The organism is Candidatus Micrarchaeia archaeon (assembly GCA_041653315.1).
Taxonomy (GTDB): Archaea; Micrarchaeota; Micrarchaeia; order Anstonellales; family JAHKLY01; genus JAHKLY01.
Genome location: JBAZFO010000005.1, coordinates 17,049 through 33,852 on the forward strand (window position 1 = coordinate 17,049; position 16,804 = coordinate 33,852).

The 16,804-nt window shown below is 39.7% G+C and carries 20 protein-coding genes; 14 read left to right on the plus strand and 6 right to left on the minus strand.

Annotation, left to right across the window (positions count from 1 at the left end):
• Positions 1-4 precede the first annotated feature (4 nt).
• Positions 5-1,123, plus strand: coding sequence for a hypothetical protein (locus WC356_01955; GenBank protein ID MFA5381900.1), 1,119 nt, complete (start codon positions 5-7; stop codon positions 1,121-1,123).
• 7 nt (positions 1,124-1,130) lie between these two features.
• Here WC356_01955 and WC356_01960 read toward each other — a convergent pair whose 3' ends face one another.
• The gene (locus tag WC356_01960; GenBank protein ID MFA5381901.1) at positions 1,131-1,691 is read right to left on the minus strand and encodes an HNH endonuclease signature motif containing protein; all 561 of its coding nucleotides are present in this window, start codon (positions 1,689-1,691) and stop codon (positions 1,131-1,133) included.
• Between the two features lie 94 nt (positions 1,692-1,785).
• Here WC356_01960 and WC356_01965 point away from each other — a divergent pair, with 94 nt between their 5' ends.
• The 13 genes from WC356_01965 (at position 1,786) to WC356_02025 (ending at position 14,732) form a co-directional block, all read left to right on the plus strand.
• Complete coding sequence (locus WC356_01965) at positions 1,786-2,520, plus strand: hypothetical protein (GenBank protein ID MFA5381902.1); 735 nt, start codon at positions 1,786-1,788, stop codon at positions 2,518-2,520.
• Complete coding sequence (locus WC356_01970) at positions 2,517-4,244, plus strand: hypothetical protein (protein ID MFA5381903.1); 1,728 nt, start codon at positions 2,517-2,519, stop codon at positions 4,242-4,244. The genes WC356_01965 and WC356_01970 overlap by 4 nt, the downstream gene beginning before the upstream one ends.
• Entirely contained in the window at positions 4,234-4,377 is a 144-nt protein-coding gene (locus WC356_01975; protein MFA5381904.1) for a hypothetical protein, read from the plus strand. Before WC356_01970 ends, WC356_01975 begins: the two co-directional genes overlap by 11 nt.
• A gap of 2 nt (positions 4,378-4,379) precedes the next feature.
• Positions 4,380-5,918, plus strand: coding sequence for a hypothetical protein (locus WC356_01980; GenBank protein ID MFA5381905.1), 1,539 nt, complete (start codon positions 4,380-4,382; stop codon positions 5,916-5,918).
• A complete protein-coding gene (locus WC356_01985; protein MFA5381906.1) occupies positions 5,893-6,201 on the plus strand; it encodes a hypothetical protein in 309 nt (102 codons plus the stop codon). Before WC356_01980 ends, WC356_01985 begins: the two co-directional genes overlap by 26 nt.
• Positions 6,202-6,915 carry a hypothetical protein gene (locus WC356_01990; GenBank protein MFA5381907.1) on the plus strand — a complete coding sequence of 238 codons (714 nt, stop codon included), beginning with the start codon at positions 6,202-6,204 and terminating at the stop codon, positions 6,913-6,915.
• Positions 6,908-7,288: a hypothetical protein gene (locus WC356_01995; GenBank protein ID MFA5381908.1), complete on the plus strand. Its 381-nt coding sequence runs from the start codon at positions 6,908-6,910 to the stop codon at positions 7,286-7,288. The genes WC356_01990 and WC356_01995 overlap by 8 nt, the downstream gene beginning before the upstream one ends.
• Positions 7,289-7,298: 10 nt before the next feature.
• Entirely contained in the window at positions 7,299-8,045 is a 747-nt protein-coding gene (locus WC356_02000; GenBank protein MFA5381909.1) for a hypothetical protein, read from the plus strand.
• Between the two features lie 2 nt (positions 8,046-8,047).
• Positions 8,048-9,403: a hypothetical protein gene (locus WC356_02005; protein ID MFA5381910.1), complete on the plus strand. Its 1,356-nt coding sequence runs from the start codon at positions 8,048-8,050 to the stop codon at positions 9,401-9,403.
• Complete coding sequence (locus tag WC356_02010; GenBank protein MFA5381911.1) at positions 9,400-11,817, plus strand: hypothetical protein; 2,418 nt, start codon at positions 9,400-9,402, stop codon at positions 11,815-11,817. The genes WC356_02005 and WC356_02010 overlap by 4 nt, the downstream gene beginning before the upstream one ends.
• Before the next feature lie 19 nt (positions 11,818-11,836).
• On the plus strand, positions 11,837-12,163 hold the full coding sequence (locus WC356_02015) for a hypothetical protein (GenBank protein MFA5381912.1): 327 nt from the start codon (positions 11,837-11,839) through the stop codon (positions 12,161-12,163).
• A gap of 38 nt (positions 12,164-12,201) precedes the next feature.
• The gene (locus WC356_02020; GenBank protein ID MFA5381913.1) at positions 12,202-12,849 is read left to right on the plus strand and encodes a hypothetical protein; all 648 of its coding nucleotides are present in this window, start codon (positions 12,202-12,204) and stop codon (positions 12,847-12,849) included.
• 164 nt (positions 12,850-13,013) lie between these two features.
• The gene (locus tag WC356_02025; GenBank protein MFA5381914.1) at positions 13,014-14,732 is read left to right on the plus strand and encodes a hypothetical protein; all 1,719 of its coding nucleotides are present in this window, start codon (positions 13,014-13,016) and stop codon (positions 14,730-14,732) included.
• A 412-nt stretch (positions 14,733-15,144) separates the two neighbouring features.
• Here the strand turns inward: WC356_02025 and WC356_02030 are convergent, their stop codons facing one another.
• The 5 genes from WC356_02030 to WC356_02050 form a co-directional block, all read right to left on the minus strand.
• On the minus strand, positions 15,145-15,387 hold the full coding sequence (locus WC356_02030) for a hypothetical protein (GenBank protein MFA5381915.1): 243 nt from the start codon (positions 15,385-15,387) through the stop codon (positions 15,145-15,147).
• 26 nt (positions 15,388-15,413) lie between these two features.
• Entirely contained in the window at positions 15,414-16,109 is a 696-nt protein-coding gene (locus tag WC356_02035) for a hypothetical protein (protein MFA5381916.1), read from the minus strand.
• Between the two features lie 93 nt (positions 16,110-16,202).
• On the minus strand, positions 16,203-16,388 hold the full coding sequence (locus WC356_02040) for a hypothetical protein (GenBank protein MFA5381917.1): 186 nt from the start codon (positions 16,386-16,388) through the stop codon (positions 16,203-16,205).
• 16 nt (positions 16,389-16,404) lie between these two features.
• Positions 16,405-16,557, minus strand: coding sequence for a hypothetical protein (locus tag WC356_02045; protein ID MFA5381918.1), 153 nt, complete (start codon positions 16,555-16,557; stop codon positions 16,405-16,407).
• A 1-nt stretch (position 16,558) separates the two neighbouring features.
• Complete coding sequence (locus WC356_02050; GenBank protein ID MFA5381919.1) at positions 16,559-16,795, minus strand: hypothetical protein; 237 nt, start codon at positions 16,793-16,795, stop codon at positions 16,559-16,561.
• Positions 16,796-16,804: the final 9 nt, after the last annotated feature.

Here is a 16,804-nt window from a genome sequence, read left to right on the forward strand (position 1 = left end):
AACAATGCCTAATGTAGAACATTTTCATCAGGACGCAAGTTCAGCGACTTTAGTTGCTAATGTATTTAAGCCTGACTATACTGAACGTGAGTTTTCCTGTGCGTTATCAGACGTAGGCCATTTAGGACTTTATACTTATGACTGCGTAACGATGGTTGCAGGTGATTTAGTTCAAATATACGATTCGAGTATAAGCAAATATATCGGTGCTTATGTTTATAATCCACAGGTAAATTTATCTGCCGCTGCGATTGCTGACGCTGTTTGGGACGAAGCTGTTTCAGGGCATACAACTTCCACTACTTTTGGCGGTAAAAATCAGGTTGTAGTACCAAGCGATTTAGGAACAAACATTACAAGTTTATTAGAAATAACTGGTGGTAATGAAACAAAACTTATCTTATTGCAAATATCTGTTGATAATGTTCCTACCCAAGCCGGACTAATAGCAAGAACGTTACCGTCCGCTGACTATGTTGTTGTAACCGACACTATTGCAGGGGTTACGTTGGTTGGGACTTGCACTACAAATACAGACCTTGCTGCGGTCAAGACTGAAACAGATAAAATCGCAAGTTTAGTTACGGCTGTAATTACAAATGCCTCTGGAACTGATATAGCCGCTGATATAATTGCGATAAAAGCAGAAACATCAGACATTGTAGCTGATACCGCTGAAATTCAGGGCAAATTACCTACCAATAAAATTATGGGAAGTTCTGATGTTGACAACCACGATACTGACATAGATTCGATACTTGCAGATACGAACGAATTACAGACTGATGATTTGCCAACAAAGGTTGATGCTATAAAAGCTATAACTGACCAGTTGACTTTTACTGCTGGGACAGTTGACGCAAATATATCTACAAGCGGATTAGGCACTGGGACTATTCAAGTGGATTATTATGTTTTCACAAATGAATCCGCAGAAACTGGCGCAATAGCAAATGTTAATGTTTATGTTACTTCTGATGAGGCAGGGACTGCGGTTGTTGCTTCCGGTATGACTGATTCAACTGGTAAGGTTACTTTTTATCTTGACGCTGGAACGTATTATATGTGGCGAAGTAAGGCTGGATATTCATTTACGAATCCAGATTTGGAGGTTGTCGCTTGACAATGTCTTAATTATGTTTTGTAGTATTATTTTTAATAGTATGTTTTTGACCTTTACGAATTTTACCAGTATTATGAAAAGTTGTATGTTGAGAACGTGTCATAAGTTGAAGGTTTTCTATTCTATTGTCAAGGCGGTTTTTGTTTATATGATGTACTATTTCATCAAATTTAAGTGGTCTCCCAATATGTTGCTCCATAATATATTGATGTTCAAGAACTTCTTTTCCGTTAATACATATTGTCTTAACGCCTTGATGAATCCAACCAAAAGATGGAACGTTTTTGGTTCTCTGCCATTTGCCAGTTTTTTTAATACCGAATTTTTTAAGAAAATAGGAAACTGGAGTATAATTAAGCTTAGACACTATTTGTTGTCGAGTAAGATTGTCAACTATATAAAGTTGATACAACAATTCTTTTGGAGTTTTGTTGTATTTATTGGCAATTTCTGTAAGTTTAGACTCAAATTTAACAACTGTTCCCTTATGTGCGCAAGATTTACATCTAATAGAACCGTTCCATATAAGTTTGTTGCAGTCGATACAATGTTTAGATTTACTACCCATAATAATATCCTTAAAAAAAGTTTAATATCTATGTTGTATAATATCACAGGATTTATAAAGATACAACAAGAAAATTAAAATTTAAAGGTAATATATGACAATAGCACATAAAGGCGAAGGCACGTTAATAACTGGCGGTGGTACAACTCTAACAGAGTTAAAAACTATCTGCAAGTATTGTGGCTGGCGAGATACTACTACCACTGGCGAACTTGCTTTGACAAGATTTATAAATGATACCATTTATATCCTTTCTACTCTTGCGCCGTGGCCGGAATACTTAAAAGCAGATGGTTCACAATTACTTGCCGCTTCGACTTATGAATATACTTTAGACGAAGTTGGTATGGATAGAATTGGTGTTATAAGTAAGACAGCCTCTACGCTTCCACTTGAGGAAATATCGCTTGAGGACTGGCTTGTCGAGAAAACTACATTTACGCAAACCGGCAGTCCGCTTAAATATGCCATTGAAAAGGGATTGTCTGGTGGAGTTACTACTCTTAAATTGTTAGTAATTCCAACTCCGTCAGAGGCAGAAACATTGTATTATTCGTATTTTAGAAAGCCAACTGAAATGTCTGATGGTTCTGATGTTGCAGATTGGCCTAATACAAGGGCTTGGCTTATTGCAGAGGCTTTATCTGTGAGGCTTGCAGAGGGCAAGAAAGACACTACTGGCTATTCTCTGCATAGTGCTGATTTTATGCAGAAAGTATATAAGGCTATTGGTGATTCAAGAGGTTCTTATTTGCCGATAAAGGTTAGACCTGTATATGATAATAGAAAATTAAGAATTAGAGATTGTGGATTTAAGGTACAAAGTTGAGAGTAAATGAAAGAATATCTTCGTTTTTAGGTCTTAATAATTTATTAGACCCTGCCTCTGCCGAATACAATGAGGGAATGGCCTACTCTTGTACCAATGCAAGGATAAGCAGAAAAGGGTTATGGACTGGAAAGCCGGGCGCAAGCGGTGGAACTGTAAGTGAGACTATTCAGCTTACTGGCGGAACTGGTCAAAGACAAATGACTGTTTCTGGTACAAGTAAATTAGTAAGAGGTATTGGATGCGCAACCGAAGGCCAAAATGGACTAATATATTATATTGATACAGGCACTTTGAGACACGCTGATAGTACGCCTACTCAAGTAACTGTTGCGCAGTCAGACGTAGTTGCGCCTACGATTTACTCTGTTGACGCTGATGACTCTGGTTCTGCATTATGCAGGATAGAAACAGGACTGTATTATTATATCGTAACCGATTACAATACTGTAATAAAACGTGAGAGTTTGCCGTCTTATGCTTATGAGGTTAATTTTGACGCTGATTTAAACACAAGAGTTCATCTTGTAATGTCAAATAATCCACCTACTAATTGTACGAGGCGTGTATATCGAGCAGATTCAGAATCCCCTAATAAGTTCTTTTATGTCGGCGATATTGCTTCTGGCACAACTACTTTTGACGATTATAAAAATCAGGGCGAACTTGATGTCGAATATGAGGGTAGAGGAACAGTACTGACTGACCCCGATTTCATAGTATCTTATTCCGATAGGATGTTGTATTTCAAAGGCAATGTCTTGTGGTGGAGTTCATCTGGTCAACCAGAGGAAGTTGCGCAAAAATATACAGTGCATTTTATTTCAGGTGCTGGTACGGTAGATGAAGATTCGCAAGATATGATTTCTTATCCGAAACTATCTAATGGATATGGCGAGGCGAGGAAAGAAATAACAGAAATTTCTGGCGAGACCATAACTGGTGCAATCGAAAAAGATGGTAAAATGTGGATATTTACTAAATCTATGATGGGATATTTAGAGAAAGTAAATTATGGAGAGGGGTATGAATTTAAAGTATTTAGGCGTGGTGTTGGCGCGTTAAGTCAGTTCGTATTGCAAAGCTGTGAGTTTGGAATCTTCGGCTTTGATGGTCAGGGGATGTGGCTTCTGGACAATGCAAACAGAGTTGAAAGGCTTACTGATAATAGAATTGATTTATCAACATTTTACGATGGTTCTCCTGCTTTCAATGGTATCTGGTGTCCAAATTTCAATGAATACTGGATGTGTAACGGTACAAAAGTAATTCCCTATCAGGCTGATAGGCGCATATTTGTCGGTCATTATACTATCGATATAACCGCAGGCTGTTCTTGGTACGATGAAACAGGTGCTTGGGGTTTGATAGGTGATGTAAAAATAGCAGAGGGAACTGGTCAGGTAGATTTGATTTTCTATCTTGGTCAATCTTCTCCTACTACTGTTAAACAGCAGATTACGGTTGAGGCTGTTCAGGCTGGCAATGCTTCTATAACAGTCAAGGTAACACCTTTACCGAGAATGAGCATAACAGGGTTATCTCCTGCGCCGACTGAAGTTTCAAGCGGTGCTATTGCGGCAACTGCGGTAAGGGCAACTTCCGTAACGACAGGCAGAATGATTAAGGCTCAAATATCTTTAACGTCAAGTTTAAACGGTGGAATATCTACTATAAATTATCGTTATCAACCTATACAATGGAGTGAAACCGATGGCAGATAATTATTCTGAAATAACGGTCGAAAAGACTTCGGCAGAACGAAATGCTATAAAGCAAATGGGAATCTCCGGTACTACTACTGCAAATACCAATAGTGAAGAATTAAAGGTAAAAGTAATACCGCAAACGGAGTAATTATGAATCTCAATATATTAACAGGTTTAAATGAAAATGTTTCGCCAGCTTCCGTAGCGCATAAAGACGGTGCTTTATCGACTTGCAACCAAATGAGAATTAGCGAAGATGGTGTATGGTCAAAAATTACAGATAGCCTTGTATCTGCTAATGATTTAAGCACAGTAGTTGCTGATGATGGTGTAGAACAAACTACTACAACGATTAAGACCGGAATAGACGCTAATAGTTCTGTTGCGGTTGCTACTTACGCTGGCACTGGCTCTCGTATGCAAAGCGGTCTATATTTTTATATGGCCACTACTTCAACTAATGGTAGTGAGGGTGTTACGAGCAAGGCTGTTGAGTATTATGTAGGCAGGCACTTTAACGGCAATGATGAGAGGGCTAATGATGTTCCTGTAATAACCGCAACTGGAACAACTCCAAAGATTTATAGAACTAAAGTAATTTACGCCTCAAAAGGTTCAAAAATACAGAGGGTTCAGATAAATTCTCCTACCGAGTTTTACTATGTCGGTTCTGGTGAAACTGTTTATGATTATCTTCACGATAACGAACTTGGCGAAAAGTATGAGGGCAGAGGCTCTGAACTAACCGAAACGCCGTCAGTTATAGCAAGATACGATGGAAGGATATTTGCTTTCTGTTCGGGTGGCTATGCAAGATGGAGTTCTGTTGGCAGACCGAGAGAGTTTCCGCAGATTCACGATGTAGCATTTCATCTTAATTATTCAGATTCAACTTGGAACGCAGGCACTTTTAAAGAAGGTCTCGAACCTATAAGTGGTACTGTAAAAACTATAACAATGTACCCTACTCTTGAGAATGGCGTACACGCAGAAACAAGATTATGGCTTCCAGAGATACTTACAAAGACTGTTACTACTGCACTTGAGTTTAATGGTAAGTTATGGGTATGGACTGCAAATACTGTTGGTTATATTATTCCGTCCGGCGGTGGTTATAGATATGTCCATTTGTCAGAACATTTTGGTGGAATCGTAGGTACGATTGTTCAGGGTGGTAATTTGCTTTACGGCTGCGATGCGAATGGTGCGTGGGTTCTTGACGGTAATTTTCCAAAGAAAATATCAGAGGGTTTGATTACGCCACCTACCACAACCGTTGGTAATTGGAACTCAACTTATGATGAGTATTGGTTTGGAAGCGCAACAACACAATATATATACAATTCAAGGCTCGGCTCGATTACGTCTAAAGTAACAAGCGGCGGTACTCCGAGTATGATTTTTTGGGTACAGGCCAATAGTGGTCAGGTTAAGGAAGATATAATCGTAACCGTTCTATTGAAATCCGGTGCTTGTACTGCTGTTGTTTATCAGGGCTATTATCCTGCAACTTCGGCCTGTACCAATTCAGGAAGTTATTCTATCACAAGCGGAACTTACGTTACTACGATTGAGCCTATAAATTCAGGCAGGTTTATAGGAGTATCACTTACAGGAACTACGTTTGAGCTTGCCGGTATAAATATCGAAGCAAAGGGTATAAGTGAATACGAACGAAACTACCGATAATCAGGGCTTTAGAAGTCCAGATGAAGTTGAACAGACTATACGCCACTTCTCTGCGCGTAATATCAACAAGATAGAACTTCCCAGAGACAGCAACGAAGAACTAAATCAATTAAAAAAAGACATTGAAGATTATATAGCAGACCTGTTAAGAAGATTGAAAGATGAAATTCTTACAAAGATTGAAACAACTGGTGTTGGAGAAAAGGGCGAAAAAGGTGATAAGGGCGATAGAGGCACAAGCGGAACATTTAATATCTATGATTATTTTAATATATGTGAATAAATGGGATATAAAACAATAAATGGGTGTTTAAACTTATCTACCAAACAGGTAGTCTTTCAAGGCGAAGCCTGTGATAGTGGAGATTATACCGGTTGCTATGTATCCAGTGGAATACACGAAGGACAAATCTCTGTAACTATTTCAGAGGCAAATTGCGATGACACTTACTATGCCTGTTTTAATTCTGGAACTGGACAATTTAATTTGACAATACCTGATGATTGCTGTATTGAATATGGTACAGATTGCGGTTATTGTGGTGTTCCAACTAATACACCAAAATATATTTCTATTACATTCAGCGGAATTTCTTTGTGCGATTGTATAATTGGTTCTGGTTCGTGGAGTAATTATTCTCTGTATAATCTTTGGAATTTTGATATAAATGATACTTTTATACTTACTCAAGATGGAAATTGTGAATGGAATAAGTATATTGGAACTAATACTTATGGACAATTTTCTAACCCCGATTGCAGTGGCGACTATTATCCAGCCACGAGAAGTATTATTGTCAGTATTGTCAAATCGTCCAACAATACTTCAATAATTATTGACGCATCCACACGTTATACATATATATTTTCTGCTAACAGCACTTGGGATTGTAGTGGCGATGGCAGTTGTAATAACGGGATTACTGCGTGCGCATACACTCCAAATGGCTCTTCTGTGATTGGGTTTGGAGGCTCGGCGAGTTGGCATAATGTGTAATAAACTATTAAAACCTGAAATGACCGCAGACCAGATTGCCGAATGCCAGCAATGCAGGCACGCTTCAGGCAAAAAGGTATGGTGTTGCCTGTTCGGGATTCCGATTAAGGAAAAGAGTTTGATAATTCAGCCGAGCAAAAGAATTGTTAAGCCTATTCCAAAACCGACAATTCCGCAAATGTTAGAGCATTTTGCAAAAGCTATGGTAAAATGGACTGCAAGTGGATTCAAGACTGTTGATAAGGAAACTTATATTAAAAGACGGCAGATATGTTCGGATTGTACGCCAAACGGCAGATGTCCTCATTGCGGGTGTCAATTATTTGCAAAAGTAGCACTTTTGACCGAAAAATGCCCTGAAAAAAAGTGGTAAAGGATTTTATATGAATATAGAACAATGGAAAGAATTACTGGCAAAATATGGCAATAGCAGTAAGGCAACATCAACTAATAGTGCCTCTGGCTTGTCGGCGCAAGATTCCTTGCGTCCGCAGGAAACTCGATGGTTTGATAAGACTACCGGTCAACCTATGGGTGCGGGTTATGCAGACGATTTATATTCTGTTTCATCTCCGGACATTAGCAGACAGGAGTGGAATCAACATTTAGGCAAGGCGTGGGGTGAATCGCCTATAACTACCCAAAATATGGGTGGAAAGACCATTGCTACAAGGACGATGGACGCTTCTAATGTTCAGGGTTATAGTAAATGGGGTTATGGTACTGGCGGTGGCGTAAATGGCAAGCCTTTGACGCAGACATATATTCTGCCAGAAGGCGCACTTGATTTTAAATTTGCACAATCTAATGCGCCATTATCAGACGCTAAAAGAAGTGGTTCTTACCGTTTTGGCGGTAATTACTCAAATGCAACAGTAGAAAAGTCTCCTACGAGATTTACCAGTGCCGATTTGAAACTGTCAGGTCGTAGTGGTGGTATTACCGATTTTACCACCGGCGAACAATTTTTACCGTCCAGAACGGAATACGATGGTTTAAGTTTTAATACTTATCCATCACAATATAACCGTTTCGGCGGTAGTGGTGGAAGCGAAATCGACTCTTGGAACGATGAATGGGCGCAAAGTCAAGGCTTTAAAGATTATCAAGACTATTTGAATAGGAAATAACTATGCTACCAGAGATAAAAAAGCGTAAAACATTGTCCGATTTATATACAGAACAGGTTGGTGGACTTGGATTGCCTGAAATTCCACAGGCATCACTTCAAATGGCTCAACAAATGCCCACACAAGAGCCTACAATGCCCGCCATTGAACGAAAACCCGTTAGTGCTATGGATAACTATGAATTGACGCAAAACGCCTCACGGGACGCTAAGGCCGCTGGCGTGGCTCAAATGACACCTGAAAAGCGTTTGCACTGGGCGAGACTTGACAATGAATTTGCCGCTGAAAAGATACGCCGCAAAGAGGAAAAGGAAGCTGAAAAGAAAAGGGCTATGACTACTAATCAGATAGGTAATATGGTTAGAAGTGGCGCACTTACTCCTGAAAAAGCGGTAGAAGTGGCTAAATTACACGAAATTGATACTTCTCCTGATTATATGGCTAATTATCTGCCTAAAATTAAAGATACCCGCAGGCCGACATTGCCGACAATAGATGAATACAAACAACAGAAATATGTTGAACAGCAACTTGCTATGCAATCTGAAATGCAACAGGCTGATTTAGCTGTTAAGCAATCTACTGCAAATAAGAATAATGCAGATGCCGCAAAGAATTTAATGCCTCCGATTGTATCTGATTTAGACAGAGCAAATACAGCTAAAACTATTGCCGAGACAGGGCAGATAGGTAAGGAAAAGTCCTTACCGCCAATTTCAGTTGGACAAGGCGAAACGCTTGTTGACCCTACCAGTGGTAAAGTTATTGCAACTGGACAGATTGCGACACCAGACATACCAAAACCATCATACGAAGAGAGCCTTGTTATTGGCAGTTTAAGAGAAAAACTTGGCAGAGAGCCTTTACCATCAGAGATATTAGAAGCTAAAAATGCAGTAGCTTTGAAGCCTATGCCTGCTACTGAAATTGCTAAATTAGCCGCATTGAAAGATACCGAAAAACAATTAGGCGAATTAGTTAATTCATATAGAACAGATTATTCCGGTTGGTTTGACAATATGATGGCTAAAATGGGTACTACTGCCGGTTGGACATCAAAAGACGAAACTGAATTCAGACGTAAATTACTGGCTAATACTACTGAATTTATGTATGCTAAAGGCGGGAAGCAGTTAAGCGACAAAGAAATGGCTATATTAAAAAGCACAATGCCTGACATCAGTAAGGGAGACAAGGCTTTTAAGGCATCATTGATTGCTTTTTATCAGCAAGTTGGAAATATAATTGCTAACAGAGAGCAGGAATTTAGAGATAAAGGGTATAGAGTTGATGGCGTTGACAATAGTTCTGGCGACTCAAACACATCTAATAATGACCCATTAGGACTTGGACTATGAACATAAAAGAGTTCAGAAAAAAATATCCTGAATATGATAGCGTTTCTGATAATAAACTTTCAGAGTCTCTGCATAAAAAGTATTATTCGACAGTGGACTATGATACATTTAGGGATAAATTTATAGGCAAACCAGCTTTGCCGTCTCTTGATTTTTCTGGGACATCATTAGGCCAAAATGCTGTTGATATGCCAATGCCGAATAAATGGCTTACATCAGAAGATTTTAAACCTACTTTTGGACAGGAACTTTTAAAACCAGAAAACGTATTTGGTACTGTTTTTGGTGCTGTTGGTTCTGTAATTCCTATCCCCGGCGCAAAAGAATCTGCTGCCGCGCTTGGCGGTGAGATAGGGCAAGGATTAGAAGAGTTTGGCAAGGCAAGACTTCCGGGCGCAGGCAAATATGACCAAGAAGCTGTAAAGGGCAGGATTAGAGACGCTGGAGTTAGGCAAGGTGCTTTAGAAGCTACTTCTGTTCCATTTGGCAGGGCAGTAGGAATGGTTGCAAGGCCGATAGGCAGGGCAATAGTAAGACCATTCCAAAGAGCAGGTACTAAAGTCGTAAAAGATATAATAACCAAAGGTGGTAGAGAATACGCCGAAAAAGTAATACCAGCAGGTGCTATTCGCAGGGCAGGTTCGTGGGTTGCCGATAAATTTATACCAGAAGTGGCCGAAGATGCGGCCAAAATGCAACAAAATCTAATAAGTGCCGGAAAGAAAGTCCTGCCAATAGATGAAGCCGAAAAAGTAACATTACTGCCGGGCGATATTATGAAAAATTCAGTTGGTAGTAAAATTGAGGGACTTGCGAGCAAAGGCATTGGTGGTGGTGGAATTAGAAGGCAGGTAATCGAAAGAAATGTCCCTGCATATAATCAGGCCACAAAAGAGCTTGTTGATGAAATCGGTGGGATAAACACCAAACTCTTAAATGATACAGAACTTGGGGAAGATGCGTATAAGATAACAAAGGACTTTTATGAGAACGTATTAGACCCTAAAACAAAAGAACTTTACAACGACGCTCAATTAGTAATATCGAAAGCGGGAAAGACTGATACGCCTGCATTGGATATTACCAATATGGTTGATAAGAACGCCGAACACGTTAAACAGGGTGAGATATTTGGCACTATTGGCGCAAAGGGTATGGGAGACGATATAGCTAAAAAGATAAGTAGGGTTTTACCGTCCAAAAAAGTTAGCAAAGAAGCACAGGATATTACTGATTTATTGGCTAAACAGACACAGCCAGAACAGGTATTCAAATCTCCTATGGGAGATATGACAAAAGCTGACCTGTTAGAAGCTGCAAGAAACAACCCAGAAGCACTTAAAGCACTAATCGAACAAGGGATAGTTTCTGAAAAAGATTTAGTACCTAATATAGTACAAAACGCATTAAAAGATATTGGCGAAAAAGATACAAAGACGCTCACTTTTGGGCAATATGAACAGTTACGGCAAAGATTGGTACAGGAGTTTGATGATGCCGCAAATGCCATTACAGGAGATAAAAAAGTATTAAAGAAAATGGCACAAGAGACTTACGACGAACTTGACAGTATATTTGAAAAAGCCGCAATAAGACACGGAATACCCGATGCTGTTAGCAAGATAAAATACGCAAGAAAATTCTTTTCCGAAGTGCAGAATATAAAAAATTCACCTGTCATTAGAAATACTTGGCAGTTGATAGAGAATCAGAATCAGCCTGAAACCATACTCAATATGCTTGCTACTAAAGATGGATTGCGAACCTTGCAAGATGCCAAAAGGATGATGGGTAAAGAAGCGGGCGGGATGATGTCTAAAATAAGAAAAAGTATTTTCAATGGAATTATAAATGACCCATCTAATCAGTTGGAAGATTTGAGATTAGGCATAAAAACACTTAATCCAGAAATGGCAAAGAAGGCGTTTGCGAAAAGATTTAGTGAGGAAATGCAAAAAGAGCTATTCCCTGCTGATGAATTGGCGAAAATAAAATTACACTTTAAACTCGGTGCTGCTGTTGGTGCTAAAAAATTCATAGACCAATCAAATCTTGGTGGTGCTGGTATGGTCGTTCCTCTCATTCAGTTGGGTAGTTCCGGTGCTGGTGCGGCTGTTTCTGGTTTAGTTGCCGGAAATGTTGCCGGTTTTGGAGTGGGTACTGCCATATTATTATCTCCTAAAGCCGTATCTTATTTGAGTACCGGAACAAGAGGGCAAAAGATTGTCAATATGATAATAGAACTTAATAATCCAAAATTATCTTCTGCGTCAAGGTCTATATTGCTGAATAAATTTATGCTTATGATAAAATCTCAACCTTCTTTAGCGGCAGAGATTAGGATTATAAATACCGCCGCAGATACTCAAGAAAAACCTAAAACGCAACCTCTGCAAAAAGCAGGAAACCAATAACAACACGAAAGGATTAGTAATGACAAAAGAATCAACAATAGAGATTTCAGTAGGTAAGGCAACATTTTGGCTAACAACAATAGTAATTCTCGGTTCTTTTGCCGTATCTCTTATTGGGATAGGTGCTTGGATTACTTCTGTTCAGAAAGATATTGCGACCTTGAATTTAAAGATAGAAGATATACGCAATGACGGTTCAAAACTTGCGCAAGCAAGCGATGTTAAGTTGCAAATAATGGCAACTCAATTTGGCTACGTTCAGGAAAGTTTAGTAAAGAACACAGAAGAACATAAGACCATTCTGGCCACAATGGAAAAAGGCTTTAATCTAAGGAATACGCAGTGAAATATCTTTATATAATCCTGTTATTGGCCTCATTATGTATGGCTAATTTGGTCGGAGGAATACGGCCATTATCCGTATATGACGCTTTGTACGTTAGGTATGTCGGCGCAACGGCAGATGTGAATTTAGGTACAAATGGAATATATGCCGCAGACGCTAATTTTGGCGGAAATACTAACTATACTCATTTTGATTCAAATGGTGTAATTGCTTTCAATGGTACGGCAAGTATTGTAATTCCTCATCTTATGCAATCTGATAGTACAGACCAAGCAATAATAAATGCCTCAAATGCACAGATAATAAATTTTGATACAGACGTACACCATAACGGAATAACCAGAACTGATGCGAATACATTTACTATCACAAAGGCAGGGTCATATTTAATCTGTTTTAGCGGCGTTACGCAGGGCGTTATAAATGAGTATATAGATGTATGGCTTAAAAAGAATAGTTCTTATGTTGCTAATAGTAATACAATTTATCAATATAAATCAAATAATGCTACTGCCATTGTAGCGGTTTCATTTATAGAACATTTTGCAATTGGCGATACTTTTGAATTTTGGACTTGGGGTTCAAGCACAGGTGATAAATGGGACGCTACGGCGGCGGGTACTAATCCAACCAGACCAGCTTGTCCGTCAATTATAATTACGGCAAACTTTGTAGGAAACGATTGAAAAGGAATAAAGTTATGAAAAAGTTTATAGTTTTGATTTTACTGGCGATAGTGTCTATTTGCTTTGGTGTAACAAAATACGTTGATTACGATAACGGAAGTGATTCATCGGCTGATGCAAATGTTATCAGCACGCCTTATAAAACAATAAATAAAGCTTTGGCGATGTCGGCGACCGGAGATACGATTGAATTGCTCTACGGTACTAATGGCAATCACGCAGCACAAGTAACGATAAGCAATGCAAATACCAGCACAAAAAACCTCACTATTCACGGCAACTCTGTCGGCTCGACAAAGGTATCAATTAAACCCACTACAGGCTACCCAATAACGAGTGATACTACTGATTTGGCCGGACTTATAACTCTTCAAAATATGACTTTAGATTCATCCGCAACGGCCTCGTACAATTCCGCATATCTGACTGGTAGTAAGTCCACACAGTATGAGGATTGTAATTTCATAAATGATGCCGACAATCAGCAACTTATAAAGGCCATTGCTGCGACCGGTGCTGTTGCAAGAGACGTAAACCTTATCAACTGCACGTTTAAATCTTTAGGCCGAGATATTGTTGATGTCAATACCGGCAATTTGAAAATAGAAAACGGCACGATTCTTGCCTCACCTGCTGGCAGGTATGTTGTGAAGTTTTACGGTGTGCCGGGGAATACTGGCACTTGCGACTTAGATAATATAACAGGAAGCATTGCGGGGTCTATGTGGTCGGGGTTAGGTACGGTAGGCGACATAGATATAAACGATTTTAATATTACTTGTACAACCGTATCGGGTTCTAAGTTCGATTTTTCGACTTATACTTCGATGGGAAAACTAAGGATTACTAACAGCAATACAACCTCGCCCGATGGTGGAGTAATTTGTGATAATAAGCCAGCGGCAATTTTTCTAAAAAATAACAGCCATATAGTTACTGGTGCAAATCCCGAAATCGGAATACAGGTTGGGTTTGAGTATGGCTCAACAACAGCTTGGTCGCCTGACAGCGTAAGTTACGTGGCGGGAAACATTCGGAGTAACGATGGGCAGGTTTATATTTGCAGGACTGCCAACACGTCAAGTGCAGACGATGAACCCGGAACTGGTGTTAATTGGACAATATACTGGCAAGAATACTCGATGGACATTCCCATTGTGATTGAGGATTGCGATGTAAATATGGTCAACGCAACAGCTCACGCTATATTACTCGGTTATGGGGCAAACGGAGCGGTTTTGAATGGCGGGCTTTATCAAAATGGTAATTATCAGGTGGTTTGTAAAGCCAAAAACTGCTTAATGGATGGCGTTACAGCTTACGGTGCAAATCCATTTTCGATATTTGCAAACGCTGGCAATAAAATTATAAATTGTACAGGATACAGTCCTGTCGGTGTTTGCTTAACATACGGCGACCAAGTCGGCTTATTTACCGCAAGAAACTATATCGAAAAAAATATATTTGTTTCAACTTCGGCGGTGGTATTTACTGACGACGGCAATCCGGCTGACGGCAACGACTACTTTAATAATAATTGCTACTGGAGACTTGGCACGGCGGGCGGCATTGCTGTCTTGGGTGGTGAAACAAGAGACACACTGGCCGATGTCAGAACTCAATGGCTTACACAGAGCTTCTTATACCCAGATAACGACAGCAACAGTATCAATGTTAATCCTCTTATCAATGCGGCGGGCGGTGATTTTAATACACCAAATATGGATTTGAGTTTGGCTGGCGGAGAATACATCGGAGCAATAGCTCCGACAGACCCGAACATCATTGCCGGAAATATCAAAAAAGACGTAGGGGTTATAGTTAATGGAACGCCAATTGACGGCACATACAATCCAGCAAGAGGCTGGCTTAAAAATCGTTAATACATTATCTTCTCTCCTCCTGCGACAGGCGGTCTACTGAACACAGTAGACCGCCTGTCGTTTAAAGCCCCTAACCCGCTTCATATACGCCCCGCCACAAGGAATTAACCGCTTTTCCGGCCAGATATACCCCTAAAAACGGCATAGGGCAACGTAGGAGGTTTTAGGTATATATACTACAAGAAACTCCACTGTCAGTTTTCGGCTTGATAATGGCGTTATCGTGTTTTGTGTAGTATATGGTCATTTTGCCCGCCTGTTCCAAGCCTTGATTGCACAGGCCAGTTTCAAATAAAACGATGTTGCCGCTTTACACTTTTTGCAATAAATATACTTAAAAATCCTAAAATATATTATGTCTGCTTTCCCACCGCAAAACGGACAACTGCATAACCTTAACTCTGTTTTTTTCTTAGCCATTATTTACCTCGCTATTAAGTTTGGGCAGTTCAAGGGTAAGATTGAAAAAACCGCGAATATCAAGACTGGCGTTCATTTGTCCCGCTATCACATCTACACGAGATAAACATTGACCTCCGCCTGTAGGCTTTGGATTACTGCTCATAAACAAACACAACTCCCTCTCTGTCATTCTTTTTAATATGCCATATTCATTTTTGAAATATCCTATTTTTCCGTTAGTTAAAACGCTCATTTCAACTCCTTGCCCGCAGGCTTAAATTATTTAATTCTTTTTGGTTCGCCAATTTTAACTAATGCCTGTTGGTCTAAAAGGCTCGGCCTGCAAGTTCCGTTTTTCTTGCAAACTGTTGGCCACCACTCATTCGGGGGAAGTCGATTACCGGAAACCGTACCGCCCAAAACCTTAAATTCACGTTCTACCTCTGCGTCCCACTCGGTGCAATGAAGTTTGGCTGTGTTGAGTAGTGCTTTTTTGAAACCGAACATACACATTGTAAGTTCATACAGGCCGGGGATTCCATTCTCATACTTCTGGGCGTGCGGGTCTCGTAAGTGATTGACAACAAACCGCATAATTTCAGTATGGTATTGCAGACCGATTGCTCGATTGCTTATCTGCCTTGCCCATACGCTACCGTTGTAATTATCAAGCCATCTCTTAAAATCATTTACCTGCAATCCCTTTTTTGGTGGTTCTGCCCAGCTATTGAGCGTAGTTGTTTCGCAAACATATATTCCTGACGGGCTAATAGCGGTATTCAATACCTCTGCCACAATATCCGGTAGGGTAATCACAAAGGCAACGTGGCTAATATCTGCCGCAGGAGAAACAAAACCCCTCATTCTTTGCAACCATTGAATTTGCTGGCTCATTTTGCCATTGCCAGAGCAAAGTAAAATATCAAGCGATTGCAGGTTTAATGTACGCCAGTCTGTTATAATTTCGGTGTTCATTCTGTTCTCACTTTCCTAAAACTAACCAAAAAATTGTTATCAATGCCGCTATATCAAGCATTACTACGATGATAAAAGGCCAGTTTAGCTTTTTCATTTATTGCCGCCTTTCAATATCTCTTTAGCTTCTGTATTAAGCCCGCAAATACCCATATCGTTTTTAAACTGGTCATAGTACCCGAAAACAATCAGGCGTAATTTGACGTTTTCGGCTTGCAGTTCTTTGATTTTGGCCTCAAGTTGCAACACTAAATCTAATACTTCTTTGCTTGCTAACATTTTCACATCTCGCCTCTTAAAGTGTCTTTCTTATGTTTATTATGTAGCAACCCGAATCGGTCGTTATTGGAATTTCGCCTTGAGCCGCTCCCATATTTTCCAAATGTTCAATCAGTGCCTTAGCGGCATTATCGCCACGCTCCAATTCTTCTTCTAATTCTTTACACATATCAAGCTCCTTTTATTATAATAGATATTCTGTCTTGCCAACTGTCCATTGTTTCCATAAAACCCTCTTCGGCAAGTTCTTTTAGTAAGTTTTTCAGTTTCACATTTTCGGTAGTAAGCTCTTTAATCTTAACTTCCTGCTTTTTAAGAAAGTCAAGCACATCAGCGGTAATTACAAGATTACCATCAACATCAAAAGACTGTGTTTTCATTTTAGCTATCTCGCTGATATTTTTCATTTACTCGCC